Annotated in this window: 21 protein-coding genes; 8 read left to right on the forward strand and 13 right to left on the reverse strand. The window is 52.3% G+C overall.

Features of this window, described 5'->3' with window-relative positions:
* Positions 1 to 217, reverse strand: a 217-nt coding sequence (locus J1782_RS01280) for a hypothetical protein (RefSeq protein ID WP_217152207.1), incomplete at its 3' end; no start/stop codon positions are given.
* A 49-nt stretch (positions 218 to 266) separates the two neighbouring features.
* Here J1782_RS01280 and hutW point away from each other — a divergent pair.
* Genes hutW through J1782_RS01295 form a run of 3 tightly spaced genes read left to right on the forward strand, consistent with a single transcriptional unit; the run spans position 267 to position 2,711 of the window.
* The gene (gene hutW, locus J1782_RS01285; protein ID WP_217152208.1) at positions 267 to 1,592 is read left to right on the forward strand and encodes a heme anaerobic degradation radical SAM methyltransferase ChuW/HutW; all 1,326 of its coding nucleotides are present in this window, start codon (positions 267 to 269) and stop codon (positions 1,590 to 1,592) included.
* A complete protein-coding gene (gene hutX, locus J1782_RS01290) occupies positions 1,570 to 2,091 on the forward strand; it encodes a heme utilization cystosolic carrier protein HutX (RefSeq protein WP_371819704.1) in 522 nt (173 codons plus the stop codon). Before hutW ends, hutX begins: the two co-directional genes overlap by 23 nt.
* Positions 2,088 to 2,711, forward strand: coding sequence for an NAD(P)-binding oxidoreductase (locus J1782_RS01295; RefSeq protein ID WP_165060147.1), 624 nt, complete (start codon positions 2,088 to 2,090; stop codon positions 2,709 to 2,711). The genes hutX and J1782_RS01295 overlap by 4 nt, the downstream gene beginning before the upstream one ends.
* A gap of 113 nt (positions 2,712 to 2,824) precedes the next feature.
* On the opposite strand, the gene J1782_RS01300 is transcribed toward J1782_RS01295, so the two are convergent.
* Positions 2,825 to 2,965: a hypothetical protein gene (locus tag J1782_RS01300; RefSeq protein ID WP_208952612.1), complete on the reverse strand. Its 141-nt coding sequence runs from the start codon at positions 2,963 to 2,965 to the stop codon at positions 2,825 to 2,827.
* Positions 2,966 to 3,244: 279 nt separating this feature from the next.
* Here J1782_RS01300 and J1782_RS01305 point away from each other — a divergent pair, with 279 nt between their 5' ends.
* A complete protein-coding gene (locus tag J1782_RS01305) occupies positions 3,245 to 3,466 on the forward strand; it encodes a YdgH/BhsA/McbA-like domain containing protein (protein ID WP_165060144.1) in 222 nt (73 codons plus the stop codon).
* A gap of 78 nt (positions 3,467 to 3,544) precedes the next feature.
* On the opposite strand, the gene J1782_RS01310 is transcribed toward J1782_RS01305, so the two are convergent.
* The 7 genes from J1782_RS01310 to J1782_RS01340 all read right to left on the reverse strand — a co-directional run bounded on the left by J1782_RS01310 (position 3,545) and on the right by J1782_RS01340 (position 10,209).
* The gene (locus J1782_RS01310) at positions 3,545 to 3,865 is read right to left on the reverse strand and encodes a multidrug efflux SMR transporter (protein WP_165060142.1); all 321 of its coding nucleotides are present in this window, start codon (positions 3,863 to 3,865) and stop codon (positions 3,545 to 3,547) included.
* A gap of 117 nt (positions 3,866 to 3,982) precedes the next feature.
* Positions 3,983 to 4,840, reverse strand: a complete 858-nt coding sequence (locus tag J1782_RS01315) for a LysR family transcriptional regulator (protein ID WP_235937403.1) — start codon at positions 4,838 to 4,840, stop codon at positions 3,983 to 3,985.
* 80 nt (positions 4,841 to 4,920) lie between these two features.
* Entirely contained in the window at positions 4,921 to 5,634 is a 714-nt protein-coding gene (locus J1782_RS01320; protein WP_152326588.1) for a DUF554 domain-containing protein, read from the reverse strand.
* Between the two features lie 55 nt (positions 5,635 to 5,689).
* Positions 5,690 to 6,256, reverse strand: coding sequence for a UbiX family flavin prenyltransferase (locus tag J1782_RS01325; protein WP_152326589.1), 567 nt, complete (start codon positions 6,254 to 6,256; stop codon positions 5,690 to 5,692).
* Between the two features lie 31 nt (positions 6,257 to 6,287).
* Positions 6,288 to 7,784 carry a UbiD family decarboxylase gene (locus J1782_RS01330; protein ID WP_217152209.1) on the reverse strand — a complete coding sequence of 499 codons (1,497 nt, stop codon included), beginning with the start codon at positions 7,782 to 7,784 and terminating at the stop codon, positions 6,288 to 6,290.
* Between the two features lie 232 nt (positions 7,785 to 8,016).
* A complete protein-coding gene (locus J1782_RS01335) occupies positions 8,017 to 9,483 on the reverse strand; it encodes a HAMP domain-containing sensor histidine kinase (RefSeq protein WP_208952615.1) in 1,467 nt (488 codons plus the stop codon).
* A gap of 3 nt (positions 9,484 to 9,486) precedes the next feature.
* Complete coding sequence (locus J1782_RS01340; protein ID WP_195824192.1) at positions 9,487 to 10,209, reverse strand: response regulator transcription factor; 723 nt, start codon at positions 10,207 to 10,209, stop codon at positions 9,487 to 9,489.
* Positions 10,210 to 10,363: 154 nt separating this feature from the next.
* Here J1782_RS01340 and J1782_RS01345 point away from each other — a divergent pair, with 154 nt between their 5' ends.
* The 4 genes from J1782_RS01345 (at position 10,364) to J1782_RS01360 (ending at position 12,937) form a co-directional block, all read left to right on the forward strand.
* Positions 10,364 to 10,990 (forward strand): cytochrome b/b6 domain-containing protein, encoded by a 627-nt coding sequence (locus tag J1782_RS01345; RefSeq protein ID WP_217152210.1) that lies wholly within the window; start codon positions 10,364 to 10,366, stop codon positions 10,988 to 10,990.
* 9 nt (positions 10,991 to 10,999) lie between these two features.
* Positions 11,000 to 11,803 carry a molybdopterin-dependent oxidoreductase gene (locus J1782_RS01350; protein ID WP_217152211.1) on the forward strand — a complete coding sequence of 268 codons (804 nt, stop codon included), beginning with the start codon at positions 11,000 to 11,002 and terminating at the stop codon, positions 11,801 to 11,803.
* Between the two features lie 50 nt (positions 11,804 to 11,853).
* Positions 11,854 to 12,120, forward strand: a complete 267-nt coding sequence (locus tag J1782_RS01355) for a pentapeptide MXKDX repeat protein (protein WP_165060128.1) — start codon at positions 11,854 to 11,856, stop codon at positions 12,118 to 12,120.
* Between the two features lie 226 nt (positions 12,121 to 12,346).
* Positions 12,347 to 12,937 carry a LuxR family transcriptional regulator gene (locus J1782_RS01360; RefSeq protein WP_165060126.1) on the forward strand — a complete coding sequence of 197 codons (591 nt, stop codon included), beginning with the start codon at positions 12,347 to 12,349 and terminating at the stop codon, positions 12,935 to 12,937.
* Between the two features lie 44 nt (positions 12,938 to 12,981).
* Here the strand turns inward: J1782_RS01360 and J1782_RS01365 are convergent, their stop codons facing one another.
* The 4 genes from J1782_RS01365 to J1782_RS01380 form a co-directional block, all read right to left on the reverse strand.
* The gene (locus J1782_RS01365) at positions 12,982 to 14,145 is read right to left on the reverse strand and encodes a CfaE/CblD family pilus tip adhesin (protein WP_217152212.1); all 1,164 of its coding nucleotides are present in this window, start codon (positions 14,143 to 14,145) and stop codon (positions 12,982 to 12,984) included.
* Positions 14,146 to 14,154: 9 nt separating this feature from the next.
* Complete coding sequence (locus J1782_RS01370; protein WP_217152213.1) at positions 14,155 to 16,893, reverse strand: TcfC E-set like domain-containing protein; 2,739 nt, start codon at positions 16,891 to 16,893, stop codon at positions 14,155 to 14,157.
* 75 nt (positions 16,894 to 16,968) lie between these two features.
* Complete coding sequence (locus J1782_RS01375; protein ID WP_152326599.1) at positions 16,969 to 17,469, reverse strand: CS1 type fimbrial major subunit; 501 nt, start codon at positions 17,467 to 17,469, stop codon at positions 16,969 to 16,971.
* 88 nt (positions 17,470 to 17,557) lie between these two features.
* Entirely contained in the window at positions 17,558 to 18,370 is an 813-nt protein-coding gene (locus J1782_RS01380) for a fimbrial protein (RefSeq protein ID WP_217152214.1), read from the reverse strand.
* Positions 18,371 to 18,662 lie beyond the last annotated feature (292 nt).

Here is an 18,662-nt window from a genome sequence, read left to right on the forward strand (position 1 = left end):
TAATTAATACAGTGTGAAAATAGCTATTCCCGTAACTGATCATTATTAAATTATCTGGAAAAATATACTGCTCAGACTCACCTGGTAACGTTGGCGTCACCCGCAGGACAGGGACAATCCCAGGTGGCCACCTGATTTTCTTAGCAAAATCCTCACAAATTTTAACTTGATACAGATCATCAAAGGCGCGGGTTGGGTTTGATCGAATGATAATCATTATCGTTTAATGGCGATAATGACTGTTTCTTCAGGAGAAGAAGACCCTTATGAGCTTAGACCTCACGCGCTTTTATGCCGCCGATCAGGGCCTGCCGTTCCCGGATCGCTGGGCGGTTATGCCCTGGCGGCCGCAGCAACCCGTTCCTCCGCAGGAGGTTCCCGCACAATGGCAGGCGCTTTGTCAGAAAACGCTGCCTGCGAATAAACGTCTGGTCTATTTGCATATCCCTTTTTGCGCGACGCACTGCAAATTTTGCGGGTTCTACCAGAACAAGCTGGAAGCGGAAGCCACCGAACAATACTGCGATTACCTGATCCGCGAAATCGAGCAGGAAGCCAGCTCACCGCTGCATCAGTCTGCGCCAATCCACGCCGTCTATTTTGGTGGCGGCACTCCGACCGCGCTCAGCGCCCGGCAGTTGCACCGGATTATTGTGACCCTGCGCCGCAGTTTGCCGCTGGCACCGGATTGCGAAATCACGGTGGAAGGCCGCATCCTGAATTTCGATGACGAACGCATTGATGCCTGTCTGGACGCGGGCGCTAACCGTTTTTCCGTCGGCATTCAGACGTTCGACACGCGTATCCGTCAGCGTATGGGCCGCCGCGCCAGCCGCGACGAAGCCATTAATTTTCTGCGCAAGCTGGGCGAACGTGACCGCGCGGCGGTGGTTTGTGACCTGATGTTTGGCCTGCCGGAACAGACCCGCGCGTCGTGGCTGGAAGATTTACAGATTGTCCGCGACCTGCCGCTGGACGGTGTCGATCTTTACGCGCTGAATCTGTTGCCGTCCACGCCACTGGGCAAAGCGGTCGAGAACAATCGCGTCACCCTGCCCGACGTCAGCATGCGTCGGGATTTCTATCTGGAAGGCGAAGCGTTTCTGGCGCGTGACGGCTGGCATCAGATCAGCAACAGCCACTGGGCGCGCACCACCCGCGAACGCAATCTCTATAATCTGCTGATCAAAAAAGGCGCAGACTGTCTGGCTTTCGGCAGCGGCGCGGGCGGCAACCTTGGCGGCCAGTCATATATGACGATGCGCAGCCTGGACGCTTATTATCAGCTGCTCGATGCCGGGCAAAAACCGATCATGATGATGACCGCCGCGACCACCGGTGAGCACCGCTGGCGGCTGGATTTACAGGGCGGCATCGAAGCCGGACGTTATGATCTGAGCCGCATCGTCGAAGATCCATTCCCGATTGAACCGTTGCTGCAACAGTGGCAACAGTGCGGCCTGATGCACAGCGACGGCCCGCGTTTCAACCTGACTCCCGCCGGACGTTTCTGGGCCAGCAATATGCTGCAAGCCCTGCAAATTCTGGTTCCTCAACTGACCTTACGGAATGACAGCCATGCACACGGATAACCTGCAAAAACTGACCGACTTTCTCTCCACTCAGCCTGACGGCACTGTTGAAGATATCGCCCGTGAATATGGCGTGACGCCGCTGACGGTGATCCGACATTTGCCCGAAAGCCACCTGTTTTCCGGCAGCCAGTTCGACACAGTGTGGGACAACATCACGGAATGGGGCGACGTCACGACGCTGGTAAACAATGACGATCTGATCCTCGAATTCCACGGTGCGTTGCCCACCGGCACGCATCGCCACGGGTATTTCAACCTGCGCGGAAAACAGGGAATGAGCGGGCATATCCGCGCAACAAATTGCCAGCACATCGCGCTGGTCGAACGGCCATTTATGGGAATGAGCACAGCAAGTGTCTGGTTTTTAAACGCTTCCGGTTATGCGATGCTCAAGGTTTTCGTCGGGCGTGACAGCCATCGCCAGCTTCTGAGTGATCAGCTGAATGCATTTCGCGCCCTTCCTGCCCTTCTGGCCGAGAGAGAGAAACACCCTTGAATACTTTGCTGATTTTTGGCGCTGGCAGCGGCGTCGGGGCTGAACTGGTCGCCCTTTCCGCACAGGAGCGCCCGGTTGTGGCGCTAATCCGTAACCCTCAACAGGCAGAAACGTTGCGCGCGGCGGGCGTCACCGTGATTACCGGCGACGCGCTGAACCCGGAAGATGTCTTGCAGGCCTGCCAGATGGCCGGGGCGGAGGCGCAGATCGTGTCCACGCTGGGCGGAAAACTCTCCGATTACACCGCTAACCGGCTGATTGTGGATACCGCTGAAAAAACCGGCATCCGCCAGATGTTGCTGGTGACGTCGATTGGCTGCGGCAACAGCTGGCCGACCTTATCCGACCGCGCAAAACAGGCATTCGGGCAGGCGGTTCGTGAGAAATCACTGGCTGAAAGCTGGCTGCAAACCAGCACGCTGGCGTGGTGTATTCTGCGTCCGGGCGGCCTGATGAACGGCGAAGCCACCGGCAAAGCGCACCTTATCGAAACCGAAGCGCATGGCCGCGTCCGCCGCGCCGACGTTGCCCTGCACATCCGCCAGCTACTGACCACCGGCGCAGGCTGGGGCGAGGTGTACGCGCTGTGTGATGCCTCGCTGGAGGGCGAAAGGTTTTAAAAAAATGCCCCGGAAACGGGGCATCTGTTATTTATTGCGCCAGCATCTGACGCAGTAACGCCGCATCCGCGTTATCCGTATTCATCAGCAAAAACTGCAATCTGTCCCACCGGTTAAGCCGGGTAGCCAGCGAGAAATACAGTCGCTGATGTTTTACTGAGGGCGCAACCGCCTGATGAATAGCTGTAATCCCAGTTCCGGGGATCAGCCATCATCACTTCGAGCCGCCTGCGCAGATAATATTCCGTCGCCATGAATGACCTCCCCTGGGGAACTGCGTTTCCCGGCTCATTTATATACGTCCGTGGTTTTTATAAAAGTTTGCCAGAACACGACATGTGATAACGGCAAATGGCGGACGGACTGAAAGAGACTCCTCCGGAAAGAGAAAATTGCATACCCGCTGAATTATTCAAACATTTTGATCATTACAAGCAAATAAGTCCGCTATTCATCCGGATCCCGCGGCGCTATTCTTCTTCTCATCGGAGGCAGCCGCCTTCACCCAACAAACACTGAGAAGGAATGACATCATGAAAACCATCAAAACTTTCGTTATCGCAGCAACACTCGCCACTGTTTCTTTTGGTAGTTTCGCCTCACAAATCGGCACTATTACTGCCTCCGACAACACACTGGATGGTCTGGAATCCACCTTCGCCGCTAAAGCCGCTGCCGCCGGTGCAACCTCTTATAAAATTATCGAAGCCGGTGGTCAGAACCGCATTCATGGCACCGCTGTATTGTACAAATGATTTGATTAAGTCTGCATTTTAAGAACAAAAGCCGCTCCCGTTACAGAGCGGCTTTGCGGGATCTGGAGTTTTACCCCGTCACTCTTTCGTTGCCACCTTCAGCAGAATAACCCCCGCGAAAATCAGTAAAACTGCGATCACACGTAGCGGATTAAGGCTTTCGCCGAACATCGTGACACCCAGAATAAATGCGCCGATAGCCCCGATGCCGACCCAGACGGTGTACGACGTGCCGAGCGGCAGGGTTTTCATGGCGATCGCCAGTAATACTACGCTGAGCAGCATGAAAAATGCCGTGATCAGGCTGGGAATGAGGCGGGTGAATCCGTGGGATTCTTTCATTGCGGTCGACCAGACAACTTCGAAAATTCCGGCTAAAAACAGATAAAGCCAGGCCATAAAACATCCTCAGGAATAACAGTCAGGGTCGTCCCCGAAAAATTAAGCTGAGTCTCTGGTCGTCCAGTCAGCATGAGAAAGCTGATTATAGTTCACCTCGCCTGCTCATGACAAAAATCACTCTCCCGGCAAAAACGAGTCTTTTTCAGTATGCAGCGTGATGATCGCCGGGCGGAAAAGCTTCTCTTTTTGTTCGATTTTAAACGCGCGGAAATGTTTGCTCTCGCCGACTTCCGATTCCGGCATCAGCGCAGCACCCGCAAGGCCGTCGCGAAACATTTCGATCACCAGCCGCGGCTCGGACACTTTCATAATCACGTTCACATCTTTCACTTCTTCATACAAACGGTTGAGCAGCACTTCATAGGTGCCCTCGCCGCCCATCCGGTGCAGCATAATCAGCGGGAAGCCGGATAAATCAGCGAAAGTCAGCGTGCGGTCGGGCAGGTTTTCGGCCAGTTCAGTTGAGACAACCGCGACCAGTTTGATCGGCTCAAATTCACGGACATAGAAAGAACGGATATCGGCGGGCGTCTGAATCATCGCCATATCCAGCGCTTTGTTCATCACCAGTTCTTCCAGATAGGTGGATTCAGATACCAGAAGGTTCGGATCCCAGTCCGGGTTTTTGCGGTACAGCTCGAGAAATACCGTATTGAAATAGCGCAGATAAAGATAGGAAACGCCGATACGCACGGTGCGTTTTTTTTGCGACGCGATATCCACCGCCTGCCGCGTGACGCTGTTGACCTGGCTGAGGATTTCACTGGATTTGCGGTAAAGAAAACGTCCGGCTTCGGTGAGAACCATCTGTTTGGTGGTGCGGATAAACAGGGGCGAACCGATTTCTTCTTCGAGTTCGTGCAGACGTTTTCCAAGCGGAGGCTGTGCGATATTCAGCACTTTCGCAGCTTTGCTGATTGAACCCTGTTCAGCGATGGTGCAGAAGTAACGCATTCTTTTCAGATCCATCATTCCCTTCTCTTCATTGCGGCGGTGGCACGCTCAGTATACAAAAAGCCACTTCGCAATGAAGTGGCTTTGGCTGATATTCATCAGTGAATAAAGAGGCTCCAGTAATGTGAGATGGGCATCACCAGAATTAACGCCGGTAATAAATTTCCTACTGCGATGGATTTGATTCCGCTGATACGGAAACCGGCGGCGAGCATAATAAAGCCCCCTGCTGCCGTGAAATCCCCCATCATTTGCGCATTGGTTAGCGGAAGAATGAACACCGCCGCCGACGCGATAAGAAATTGCACAATCCACTGCGGAATGAAAATCAGCGCCACCGCATAACCCAGCACCGTGGCGAAAATTGCCGCCGTGAACAGATCCATAATCGCTTTAACGAACAGGATATTCGGATCATGCGTCATCCCTTCGGTCATTGCGCCGATAATACCGGTTCCGCTGGCGCAGAACAGGACAATAATCGCGACGAATTTTTCGGTGAACACGCTCTGATCCATGCCGGTATCAGGGGCAAAACGCGAGGCGATCCCGCGCGCCATATTGCCCAGACGCGCAATGTAACGTTCCAGATAAAACAGTTCCCCGATGGCCGCACCGAGGATCACCGACAGGATTACCACCGGCATGCTGTGCATTTTCACCAGCAGCACGACGCCGAGCGCCATCGAGCATAAACCAAAGGTCTGGGGCAGCGAGGTTCTTAACCGCTCTGGCATTTTTACGCCAAGAAAGCCCCCTAACAGGCCGCCGAGGATAATGGCGCCGCTGTTAACAATAGGTCCAATTAACATTTCTACTCCGCAAATTTAGAGGCTGTTTTTTTCGTTGTCACAAAGAATTTATCACTCAGTTTTCGCCCCAGCGTTTGATATTCGCGACGTCCAGATCAAATAAATCCAGGGCGCGCGCCACGCTGTGGTGAATAATGTCATCCACGCTTTCAGGTTTGTGATAAAGAGCCGGAACCGGCGGAAAGATAATTCCGCCCATTTCTGTCACCGATTGCATATTCTTCAGATGCGAAAGATTCAGCGGTGTTTCCCTGACCATCAGCACCAACCTGCGCCGCTCTTTTAACACGACATCCGCCGCGCGGGTGAGTAAATTACTGGTTAAACCGTGAGCGATAGATCCCAGAGTATTCATTGAGCACGGCGCAATAATCATTCCGATGGTTTTATATGAACCACTGGAAACAGAAGCCCCCAGATTATTAATGGAGTGAACTTCGTCGGCCAGACAGGTGACATCTTCTCTTTCAATATCCGTTTCCATGCTCCGCGTCATTTCGGCACCTTTACTGATAATAAGATGCACATCAATATCCATATCACGCAATATTTCCAGCGCTTTCATGCCATATTGAAATCCTGAAGCACCGCTGATCCCCACAATTATGCGCCGTTTACTCATGTCAAATCCTTAATTAATGCTAACGTTCGTATTATTTAAAATCGGGTAAGAATTTCTTCACATCGACTTCTTTAAATTTAGAACGTTCGAAATGCGCTTTCAGGTGGAAAGGAACGGTGCAGTCGAAGATCGTTTTGCAAGACATCCCTTCCTGCAAAATGCTCGGGCTGTATGCCGGGTTCTGCGACGGATCAAGCGGATGGCAGCGCACGCCGGGAATGGTGGCGATATCCACGTCGCCCTGGAAGCGGGTTTGCATCGCCCACAGAACGTCGTCGGTGTCGAAAATATCCACATCTTCATCGACCAGAATGACGTGTTTCAGCTCGGAGAAAGCGGCAAACGCCAGCAGCGCGGCTTGTCTCTGACGGCCTTCGTCAACCGGAGAAGCTTTCTTAAATTGCAGTACCGCCAGCAACTTACCGCCGCCGGAGGTGTGTGCATTCACATTCAGCACGCGGCCCGGCATGGCGCGGTCAATCATGTCCAGAATACTGGCTTCGGTCGGAATGCCGGCCATGCTGACATGTTCGCCGCTTGGGCCTAATGTGGTTTGCAGGATTGGGTTTTTACGATGAGTGACCGCTTTCACTTTAATCACCGGCAGCGCCGCTTTCGCTTCGCCGGTATAACCCGGGAATTCAGGCATCGCTTTGCCGGTATTGGTGTTCTGATCTTCACGGACGCGTACGTTTGGCAGCAGTTCACCTTCGATCACAATTTCAGCGTGGGCAATGGCTTTTTCGTCGATGGAGACGCAGTGTGTCAGTTCAACTGCTTTACCGCGCAAGGCACCGGCAATGCTCAGTTCGTTGAAGCCGAGCGGCGTGGTCGGTGGCTCGAAACAGGCCGCAATTTCAATCGCCGGATCCACGCCGATGCTGATAGAAATTGGCAGCGGTTTGCCCGCACGTTCCGCTTTTTCACGGAATGCGTCGATATGACGGCCCGGTGTCAGCCACATCGACAGTTCGTCACGGCTCTGGATGCACAGGCGGTGAATGGTCACATCGGACTCTTTGGTTTCCGGGTCAGACGCGTAGCACATGCCCATGGTGAAATAAGGACCGGCATCTTCTTCGGTGTTGGTCGGCGCGGGCAGCAAGGTACGCAGGTCAAAGTTCGGGTCATCGGCCAGATACGTGACTTCCTGACATTGCGCAGTGCCGCGGTCGATAACAACGGGTGCGATGGCATTTTTCACGGAGTCTTTCAGCAGAAAACCGAGTTTTTCCGGCGCGCAGCCCAGCAGATGGCCGACGCGTTCGCGGGTCGACATCAGGCCGGTCACGACACGGACGCCCGGAAAACCTTTGATGTTGTTAAACATCATCGCGGGGCCTTTGCGGGTCGGACGTTCGCAGGTTCCACCGGCACCAACATAACGGTAAACGCCGGACAATTCCGCATGCGGATCGACTTCCACATCGGTGCTGACCATTTCGCCTGGCAGGCTTTCAAGGAATTCAATAGCGGAGCGCAGATCGTGCACTTTATTATTTTGAGGGTGGGTTTCTTTCTTAGACATAATATATTCCACGTAATAATGAGAAAGTATTTATTCGTCGTGGTTAATATATCGGCCTGAATATAAATCAAAAAGTACCGTTTAAATATACAGACTAAACCTTTTTGGTTTACGTTATAAAATTAAATTATTATTTAACACTTAGGAATACATAATAATAACTTTGTGACAATAAAACAGGATATTTGCGTTACGCCGGTCACAGCGTAACGCAAATTAAAAAGAAAGGAGTTTAGAGCGGAACGGAGAATTGAAAACACGCGCCCTGCTTTTGTTGCTCAACCAGCCGGATATCCCCGCCGTGAAGTTGCAAAATACGGCGCACAATCATCAGCCCCAGCCCGCCCGCGCGGTGTTTATTGGTGCTGAGAATTGACGGCCTCACAAACAGGCTGTCTTTCAGCTCCGGGGCAATGCCTGGCCCGGTGTCTTTGAGCTGTACCATAACCTGTTCGCCGTTTTTCCACAGTTTAATCTCAATAACGCCGCCTTCCGGCGTGTGGCGGATGGCATTATCCAGCAGGTTCGTCAGCACGCGTTCAATCATGCCCAGATCGGCATTCACCAGCGGAATACCCGGCGTGATATCTGCCAGCAATTTCTGCCCGCGCGTTTCGGTCGCCAGCTCAAATTTCTGGAAGACGTCCTGCACCAGTTCGCTCAGGGAAAACGGCTCTTTCTGCGGTTTCACCACACCATATTCCAGGCGCGCCAGTTCAAATAATTCCTGCGCCAGCCGCCCGACTTTTTTACTTTGCGTCAGCGCAATATTCAGATACCGCTGCCGGTCTTCGTTGCTCAGATGATCGGATTTCACCGACAGCGTTTCGAGATAGCCGTGCAGTGAGGTCAGCGGCGTGCGCAAATCGTGGGAAATATTGGCGATAAATTCACGGCGCTGCTGATCCTGCACCATCAGGCTTTGCCACTGCTGGTCGATGCGTTTTGCCAGCGCGACAAATGCCTGTTGCAGCTGCGAGACTTCATCGCGCGGCGCACCGGCGCGCGTCGGACTTTTTGCCAGCGCCTGAATGGCGTCCATTCCGCCGCTGTCGAGCTGCGCAATCTGCTGCGTCAGTTTACGCACCGGACGCGTCACCCAGCGAAACGCCAGCGCACCCGCCAGTAAACCAAACAGCGCCACGAGCCCCATGGAACGCAGCGCCAGCGCAATGGAAGACTGGTATTGCGCATCGCTGGTCAGCGCGGTGTATTCATCGCCGAGCAGCACGATATACACGTAACCTTTGGTCACACCGTGCTCTTTGAGCGGTGCCGCCGAAAACACCTGACGGTTTTGCGGATCACGCGGATTGTCGCCGTAAACCGGCATATTCGCGCCCTCAAGCAGCGCGTTAACCGGCGTCAGATCGACTTTATCGGTTTTCAGACGCCCTGCCGGTGCCGCGTTGCCCACAATCTTGCCGTCTTTATCCAGCAGATACACTTCCACACTCGGGTTCACCGCCATCAGCTGATCAAAGAGTGAATGCACGGCTTTCGGATCCCAGTCGCCCTGACTGAGCAGCGGATTATTGGCCGCAATCTGCGTCGCCAGATTCACGGACAGCCGCTGGATCACCGACTGGCTGTACTGATTGCTCGAGCGCACCTGCATATAGCCGGAAAGCGCGCAGCAGGCGATCAGCAGCACCGTAAACACCAGAGTCAGTCTTTGCGCCAGCGTGAGATTTTTCATGATTTACCCTTGCGCATCTTCAGCCGAAGACACGAATTTATAGCCTTTTCCCCAGACGGTCAGAATGCGTTCCGGCTCGGCCGGATTGGCTTCTATCTTGATGCGCAGCCGGTTGATATGGGTGTTCACCGTATGTTCATACCCTTCGTGCTCGTAGCCCCAGACCTGATTTAACAGGCTCAGGCGTGAGAACACTTTGCCGGGGTTTTTGGCAAAAAAGTACAGCAAATCAAACTCACGCGGCGTCAGTTCTACCGGCTGATGATTGAGCATCACTTCGCGCGCAATCGGGTCGATAACCAGCCCGGCAAAACTCAGCGTTCCGGCATCCATTTTCAGGTTGCGGCTCATCGCTTCCTGACGGCGGAACAGCGCTTTCACCCGCGCCACCAGTTCCAGCATGGAGAACGGTTTTGCCAGATAATCATCGGCTCCCAGTTCCAGCCCGAGCACGCGATGCACTTCGCTGGAACGGGCGCTGATAATAATGATGGGCGTGTAGCGCGTCATGTTGCGCGCGCGGCGGCAGATTTCCAGCCCGTCCACACCGGGCAACATCAGATCCAGGATCAGCGCATCCCAGCCGCCTTTTTCCAGATGAGCGACGCCGAGATTGCCGTCCGCCGCATGCGTAATTTCATAACCTTCGTCACGCAGATGCAGGCTCAGCAGTTCCGCAATATCCCCGTCATCTTCAACGATCAGGATTTTTTTCGTTTTATCCATTTTGTTATCCCACCGCGTGGCGTCCTCATATCGTTTGAGTCTACACAAGCAATGACCCTTGAGTTATCACATTTTATTTAACTTTGCGTGAGGTCTCGGGGAACAAATCCGCTCAATACTCGCTACATCACCGGGCAGATGGCGGAAACGCATCATGACAATTCACACAGAAATCCCTCAGGTCGCGGGGCAAAAACCGACCACCGTTCATCCTTTATGGCTGCGTCTTGCGCACTGGCTGAATGCGCTGGCTGTGCTGATTATGGTGACCAGCGGCTGGCAGATTTATAACGCGTCGCCGCTGTTTGATTTTGATTTCCCTTCCACCTTCACCCTTGGCGGCTGGCTGGGCGGCGCAATCCAGTGGCATTTCGCCGGAATGTGGTTGTTCGGTTTTAACGGTCTGTTCTATCTGCTGATGAACATTCTGACCGGCCGGATGAAACGAAAATTCTGGCCGCTGACCCCGCGCGGCATTTTCAACGATTTGCGTGCGGCCCTGCGCGGCAAGCTGCAACACAACGATTTACGCCACTACAACATGGTGCAGCGCGCGGCGTATGTGTTCGTGATGTTCGACGGCATCGTGCTGGTGCTTTCCGGGCTGGTGGTGTGGAAATCGGTACAGTTTCCGTTACTGCGCGAACTGATGGGCGGTTACGACACCGCGCGCTACGTCCACTTTTTAGCGATGGCGTCGTTAGTCGGGTTTGTCGTGCTGCATTTAATCATGGTGGCGCTGGTGCCAAAAACGCTGATCGCCATGATCCGCGGACGTTAAGGGCTGAATATGAAGAACATCATCAAAAAAAGCATCGTTCAGATTTTCAGCACGTCGGACAGTGAAGCGATTGTGCAGGAAGCTAAAAAACAGATTATCCGCGAACTCGACGCGCCCTCGCGCCGACTGTTTTTGCAACGCGGGCTGACGCTCGGCGGCATTGCCATGCTGACCGGCTGCGACATCAGCGATAACGCCAGCGTGGAAACCGCACTGGGGAAAATTTCCGGCTTCAACGACCGCGTTCAGGGCTGGCTGTTTGGCTCAACGCGCCTTGCGCCGGTGTATGCCGAATCCATGATCACCCGCCCGTTTCCGTTTAATGCGTTTTACGCCGAAGACGATGCCCCGGAAGTTGACGGCCTGGCCTATCGCCTGAAAATCGCCGGGCTGGCGCTGGATAAACGTGAATGGTCGTTGCCAACCCTCTACAAAATGGCGCAGGTCAGCCAGGTGACGCGGCATATCTGCGTGGAAGGCTGGAGCGCAATTGGCAAATGGGGCGGCGTGCCGTTTGGTGATTTTTTACGGCTGATTGGTGCCGACCTCACCGCGGAATACGTCAGTTTCAGATGTGCCGACGAGTATTACACCAGCATTGATATGGCGACAGCGCTGCATCCGCAGACGTTGCTGGCGCTGACCTATGACGGACAGATTTTACCGCGCAAATACGGTTTCCCGATGAAGCTCAGGATGCCGACCAAGCTCGGTTACAAGAACCCCAAACACATCGAAGTGATTGAAATTACAAATAAATTCACCGGTGGCTACTGGGAAGATCAGGGCTACAACTGGTTTGGTGGAAGTTAGAACACACGACGACGATCTCAATAAAACCCAACAGAGAAAAGGAATACCCCATGAAAAAGTTAACCGTAATGATGATGTCTGCCTGTCTGATGATGGGCGCAGTGAGCACCACCTACGCCGCTGACGCGATGATGAAAAAAGACAGCATGAGCCATATGTCCAAAGACTGCATGAAAAAGGACAGCATGAGCAAAGACTCGATGGCGAAAGACAGCATGGGCAAAGACTGTATGTCGAAAGACAAAATGTCCAAAGACGCAATGAAGAAAGACAGCATGTCGAAAGATGCCATGAAAAAAGATGCGATGAGCCAGTAATCCGAATGCATTTTTAAATTCAAAGGGTCATGCATTCTTTGTAAAAGCCGTCTGAGGGCGGCTTCTGCTTTCAACTCAAATATGAATTGTCATTTTAAATACAATGACCTTCAGATAAATCGCGAAAAACAAAAGCGCATGCAGTAATAACACCAAAAATGGACATTCAACTTCATCCGTTCCGGAGATATTATGAAACATGAAATCATAAAAGGAATTATAAAAGATGAATGTTATTTATATAGACCAGTCTGCTTTTCATCAGCAGGGATTAGCATCACTGATAAACGAATTAAACATTCATTGTTGCAGTGATATACGGGACATTGATAACATTCTCTCCCAAACCGAAATGTTCTTCCAGCCTCCATTATTTGTTATTTTCGACTTTCCCGCGCACTTTCTTACCGCACTCACCTGCGCAGAACGCCTGGCGGAGCTGAAGAGAAAGTTCGGCGTGAAGTTAATCCTTTTTTCTGACAAAAACAAAAAACCCTTTAATTTCAACAAAAACAGTATGCATGTAGACTTTTTTGTAGATAAGAAACTGCCTCCCGCAATCATCCTGAGCTTAATAAACAGAATCATTAAAAATGAAACAAAGACCCCCAGGCCTTTTGCCATTCATGCCCAAAATGAGTTAAATGAAAATGAGATAATCTTCTTACGTTGTTTATTTACAAAAGGTTCAATAGACGGCGTGGCAAGAGTGACCCGTAAAAAACCGAAAGCGCTCTACAGCTACCAGGCTAATTTGGTGAAGAAGCTCAATTTAAAAAACACACTTCATTTGTATAAATCTTTTATTCTCAACTGATAAGCCGCCCATTTTACTGAGTGGCTCATTTTGTCTGAAATGTATTATTGCGTCGTCGGGGTATAAATAATTCTGAGCGTTCCGCTATAGCGCCCCGCTGTTTTCGACGATAAGGTGAAAGACGGGGTGACTAATTCCATGGGAGCGGGAACACATAACACAGAATTTCTCTGGCCCGGTAAGACGACGCGTCGCAATATCCCTTTATTCGTCCCGCTCCAGACGATCTCACTGCCGTTTTGTACCACCTGCCGCCCTTTGGTCAGCGGGTTAACCACTTCAACGGAATAATCCAGACGATCTTGTGCCAGATTTTTATCCCCGCCCTTGCGATATACCGAGAACAACCCGGTGGCGCGGGAGGGCGCGGCGGAGCCTTCATCCTGAAAGATTAAACTCACCCGGTTGCTGTCCGAATTATTGCCATCGTACAAACACATATCCAGTGAGCGGCTGCCCGTTACATTCGTTGTGCCGCGCCCGCCGGGAAATATTTTCAGTCCCAAATCCACATTGGCGGCCGCATTACCAAACTCAGGCAGGTAGATCTGCTGGTTGCCGTAATCCGTGACGTTAAACGCCAGGGTAGCAATCCAGTCGGCTAACTTTGTCGCATTGGTACAACCGACGCTGACATTCTGGGAGTTACCCGTGCAGGTTGCTGGCCACTGCATCAGCGACATTTTCAGGGTCGCACTCCAGGTTCCGGCTGACGGAAATTTACTTAATTCAGCCGACGGCAGATAAGCAGAATAGTCCGTCCCGTCACCACGCGGCGTCACCGCCCCACCGAACGCATTCAGCGGCACCAGGTTGGAGGCCACCACCACGTTATTCAACGATCTGCGTTTGGTGAGATAGATATTCAGCACAAGCGTCTGTTTTGTGGTGCTTTCGGTGAAAGTGACCGGCACCGGATAGGGAGCAGGCGTAGCTTCGAGCCAGACGGGGAATGTCGGGCAGGCACCATACTGATTGCTGGTGCGTGACTGACAAACCAGCGTATTTCGTCCCCATTTCGGCGCGTCATTCGTGTCATATCCCCCGTTTTCGTTCGTCCAGATCGGCAACTGCGCTGGCACGGACATCCGGTCGAACGTGACCGCCACGCGGGTGTTACGTCCCGATGGCGTAAGCGTTGCCGCCTGCACCTGAACGCCTGTCATCCACCCGACCAGCGCCAGCCCCGCGATAAATCTGAGTTGCATACAAAATCCTTATTGTTGTTCCTGCCGGAAAGACTGCTCACGTGCCAGAGGGACATCGTCAGCACGCCGCGTGGCGATCAGCATTTTTGCCTGCTGCTGAACGTTCTGCGGCACTGATGCAAGGCTGATCGTTTCGCAACCGGTATCTCCGACGTAGCGCACGACGTCGTGCGTGCTTTTTACCTTCATTTCACAGCGATACATCTGCATCCCCCGCGCCATGTATAAATCTTTCATGCGGTGATCGGTTTCAGCAGTAAATCCTCCCTGCCCTAAACCTGACCAGCTGACAACATTGAGCGGAATTGCGCCTTCAAGCGGCGTTTGCTGATTGACCATCAATCTGCCGAGATAGGTGTAACGCGAAACGATATTCACCTTGCCAACCAGCATCCGGCCCGGCGGGATAAACAGCGCGCGGCGTCCGGCACCCTGAGTAATTTCACTGCGCATACCAGCTGTTGATTCGATGGAATCATTAATGCTGATATGGCTTTGCGTGTAAGCCGGAACGCTGAATAACGTGCGGCCGGTGCCGTGCAGGCTGGCACTGCCTGCTCCGTCAACCGAGACATCCACACGGGTATCACGGCTGTCATCCGTACTCTCGACGTTCAGCCCCACCGCAGCCCCCGGTAAACCGTTGCCCCATTTTCCCCAGTACAGGCCCGATCGTGCCACGGCCAGTGAGGAGTTATAGCTGCCACTGCTGCTGAAACGCTGGCCGGACGAACCGGATGACGCCGAACTTACCGCCAGGCTGCCGTTGCCGTATTCGCCGCCGGCTTTACCGTAAACCGAGGCATTCAGGGTGTTCTCCTGATTGCCGTTGAGATTCACACCGATTTCCTGCTGGTTCTGCGCATCGAAATACCAGTTCTGCGCCACGTTGTAGCCGAGCTGATTTTTATTGCTGCGATCTGACTGATACGTCATGCCCAGCGAGCTGTAGTTCGAGCGCGCATCAATCGTCGGCGTGCTGACGCGCGAAAGGGAAACGGACAAGAATCCCCCGTTATCACGTTTCATACCGGTACTGTTAGTTCGTGTAAAAAGGTTGCCACTGGTGTTGATGTTGATTCCGTTGAAACTGAATCCGCGCCCGAGCCCGGCCTGCCATGTCGTGGTTTTCGTTTTGCTGTAAATATTGCGGCGGGTCCACACCGGCACGACGTCGTTTTCATCGCGAAACGCCGGGATAACATTGCGGCCTTCATTCTCACTGGCACTGTAACCGGCGTTCACATACCAGCTGTTAACCGGCACGCTGAACATCAGGCTGCTGCTCTGGTAGCAACCGCTGAAACCATATTGCCCGCCATTGTTGCTGTAGCAATCCTGCGTAAACAGCGCACTGCGGTAGAAACTGAGAGAGAAACCGTCGTTATACGAAATCTGCTGAATATTGCCGCGTGAGCCTTCACTGCCTTTCAGGTAGCTGAAGCGGGTGGCAAGAATGCCGTCGAGAAGTGCGTTGTCGAATCCATGGCTCCAGTCGAGGGCGCTTTCGACAAAATGGTTACGGTTCGTCATCGCGATACCGCCGGTCAGCGCGGTCTCCAGGTTCAGCGGGACTTTGATCCCCGCCTGAACTACGCGGCGATCGGCGCCATTTTGCGATTCCGCGCCGTTACTTTGCCCCTCCCGTCCGGGAATAGCGCCACCCTGTACAAACCACTCAACGTTTTGACTGGTGGAACTGCCTGTCCGGCTGAAAGGCACCTGTTCAGTGCGCGACAACTGATTGTCTTCATACACACGCAGCGTCACGGTGTAGCTGCCGTTAGGGAAAGCCGTGGTATCGAGGTTTTGCGTGCCCGCATTCAGGTAAAAAGTGCCCAGCAATTGCTGATCACGATAGGCATCAATGCGCGACGGGCGGGTAATGAATACTGTCACCGGCGTGCCCTGTGCGGCCTGAGTACTGTTAACCCAGGCCAGTGTGGAACCTACGCGCGCACCTTCGATGGTGCTGAGCGGTAACTGGCTTAGTGTGATGTTTCCGCCAGCGTTGCTGAAAATGTCCCGCGAATCCATGCGTCCGGCCTGAACGTAGTAGCGTTTGCCCAGGTCACGACGCAGAAAGGCGTTATTGAAACGAACTTCCTGATGATTTTGCTGACGGTATTTCTGCGCAAGGTAATCCCAGTCAACACCAGCATAGCTGTTTTGCGTCAAACCCAGTGCGCCCGCGCCTTGCAGGGATAACGTCTGGTCGCCGCTGTTAGTCACGAAATTGATATTTTGCTGATGAATAAATGCCGCTTCGGTTTCGGCGGTCTGTTCGTAATAGGGCGAGGCATTGCCTGCGGAAAGCGGAATAAATTCCGGGCCGAGGAACAGCGCGACTTTGGCATTATTCTCGTCATAGATAACGGCGACAGAATCTGTATCCAGATAGTCACATCCGGCCACCCCGCCGTTACTGCTGCAAGCCAGATTGCCGTTGCGCGCCAGAGGCTGACGGATCAGGCCGTCTAAGTGCTTTTCCTGCTGCGGGTTCTTCTGATAGTGCTGCATAACCGCACGGGCGACATCTTCAGGCTTCAGGAATGTCACGGTGTCCAGGGAAACGGTGGCTTCAAAAAGCCCGAGCGATTGTCCGTAGACAGAAAGATTGACCCACAGAGTCTGCCCGGTCACCAGCGATTCAAAACCCGGCGGGACCTGTGTCACTGCGCGGACAGAAAGAGAGGGGATCAGGGTAATGAAAGAGGCTATTAATACAACGCGAATATTGACCTTCATTACAGCGTCCTGCTGAAAAGAATAATAAGGGGGCAGACTGCCCCCCGAAATAATCGATCAGTCAACTCAGGCAAATCAGCTTGATGTCGCCTGTGTGATCAGCAGGCTGACAACGCCGGAATAAGTGCCGGTTGCCAAAGGTGCAACGGTTGCCGGAGAGATTTTCAAAGGCAATACTGAAGAACCGTTCGTCGTACCCGCCGGGAATAATGAGGCATAAGTCAGGGTCGTTGAGGTCGTGGTGATCGGTTTAAGATCTGCACCCAGCGTCACTTTCAGCGGTACCGCAGTGCCGCTGACCGCTTCGTTTAACTGCGCAGCACTCACCAGCGCCACGTTAATGCTTGCGGTAGAAGAGTTAGACCAGATCTTGGTGTCCAGTGAATAGGTAGACAGACCACGGCCCGGGATATATTGCATATTAATCGTGCCAGGTAATGCGGTACCGTCCGCCTGCGTCATATCCACTGTGGCATCGACGTTGGCATTCACAGTAATATCTTTCTGCACAGCCTGTGCATTAAATGCAGCCGTTAATACTGTTGCGATGAAAAGTGGTTTAATTAATTTTTGCATTTGTAGCTCCATGAAAATCCATGTAATGGTCTTTAATGACCGTCTCGTCGGTAATGAACCGTCTCATAACAAACAGGTTGTTATTCCCTTAGAACATGCTGACTGTGTTTTCGATAGCGTACTCATTCAGGCTTTTCGAATTCTGATCAACATATTTAATTCTTATTTCATGTGCTGAATTTAATTGCGCAGGCGACCACGATTTAAATGTCAGGGTTTCATCCGGGTATACCGTGGCATGTTCTTTTTTCCACTGACAACTGCCGCTCATTTTTCCTTGCGGGCAGATCCCCACCTCACGGATAACAATGCGCACTGTGCCATTATTTTTTACTTCGCTGCCCGTTAACTGACGCAAAGATAATACCCGTGTTTTTGGCGGAATATGAACAAGCACGCCCCAGACTAAATTAATGCCGACCTGATTGGATATTTTATTATCCTGCCCGGATTTATCTTTCAGCTCATCAGGCGCACCGACAGCCTCGAAATAAACACGCCACGCAGTTTCCTTTTCCGGCGGTTGTAACGAGATCAGCCGAATAATTCTCTGCGAACCCGAAGCCAGGGCGAATTTGTCCGGCGTGGCAATCAGCGACGGTGAAACCGCATCATTAACCGCTATTTCTTTTTCAAAAGGCGTCGCCGGACGCTCAATTTTCTTAATGCTGACTTTAATAAACTGCGCCTCACCGCTTTGAGATAAGGTCTGAATCTGCGCCGCGCCCTGATTATTTAGCGCCACTTCCATCGGATAGACGCTCATATTTGCACAGGCAGAATGGATGCCCAAAAAAGTCATGGGTATCAGTGAGAAACGCAGTATCCCGGCAATCTTTTTTTTATAAAATTGCCCAAGAGAAATGTTGTGGCGCAGGGACTGATGACGTGACTCATCCATGATAAATCCTTATAAATTCCATTAAAAAACGTGCCGGCGATTCCCTCTCCAGAGGGTTCTGCCTGTTAATCCGGACTTCTGAGCCCACGGGAATAACCTGGCGATAAGAAAATTCTCACATGGCGTTTGTTAAGTCACTGTCCATTTTTGTGGTTAATTTTTCCAGAGGGGATAACTCTAAAAAAACTCCCGTTAGAAAACCGACATAACCCGATGAAACCATTAATTAAAATCTTAAAAATAATAAAAATGCCATTACTTAAAAAAGTAATATCACCGGGCAAAATAAGAT

Source organism: Rahnella sp. BCC 1045 (assembly GCF_019049615.1).
Classification (GTDB): Bacteria; Pseudomonadota; Gammaproteobacteria; order Enterobacterales; family Enterobacteriaceae; genus Rahnella; species Rahnella contaminans.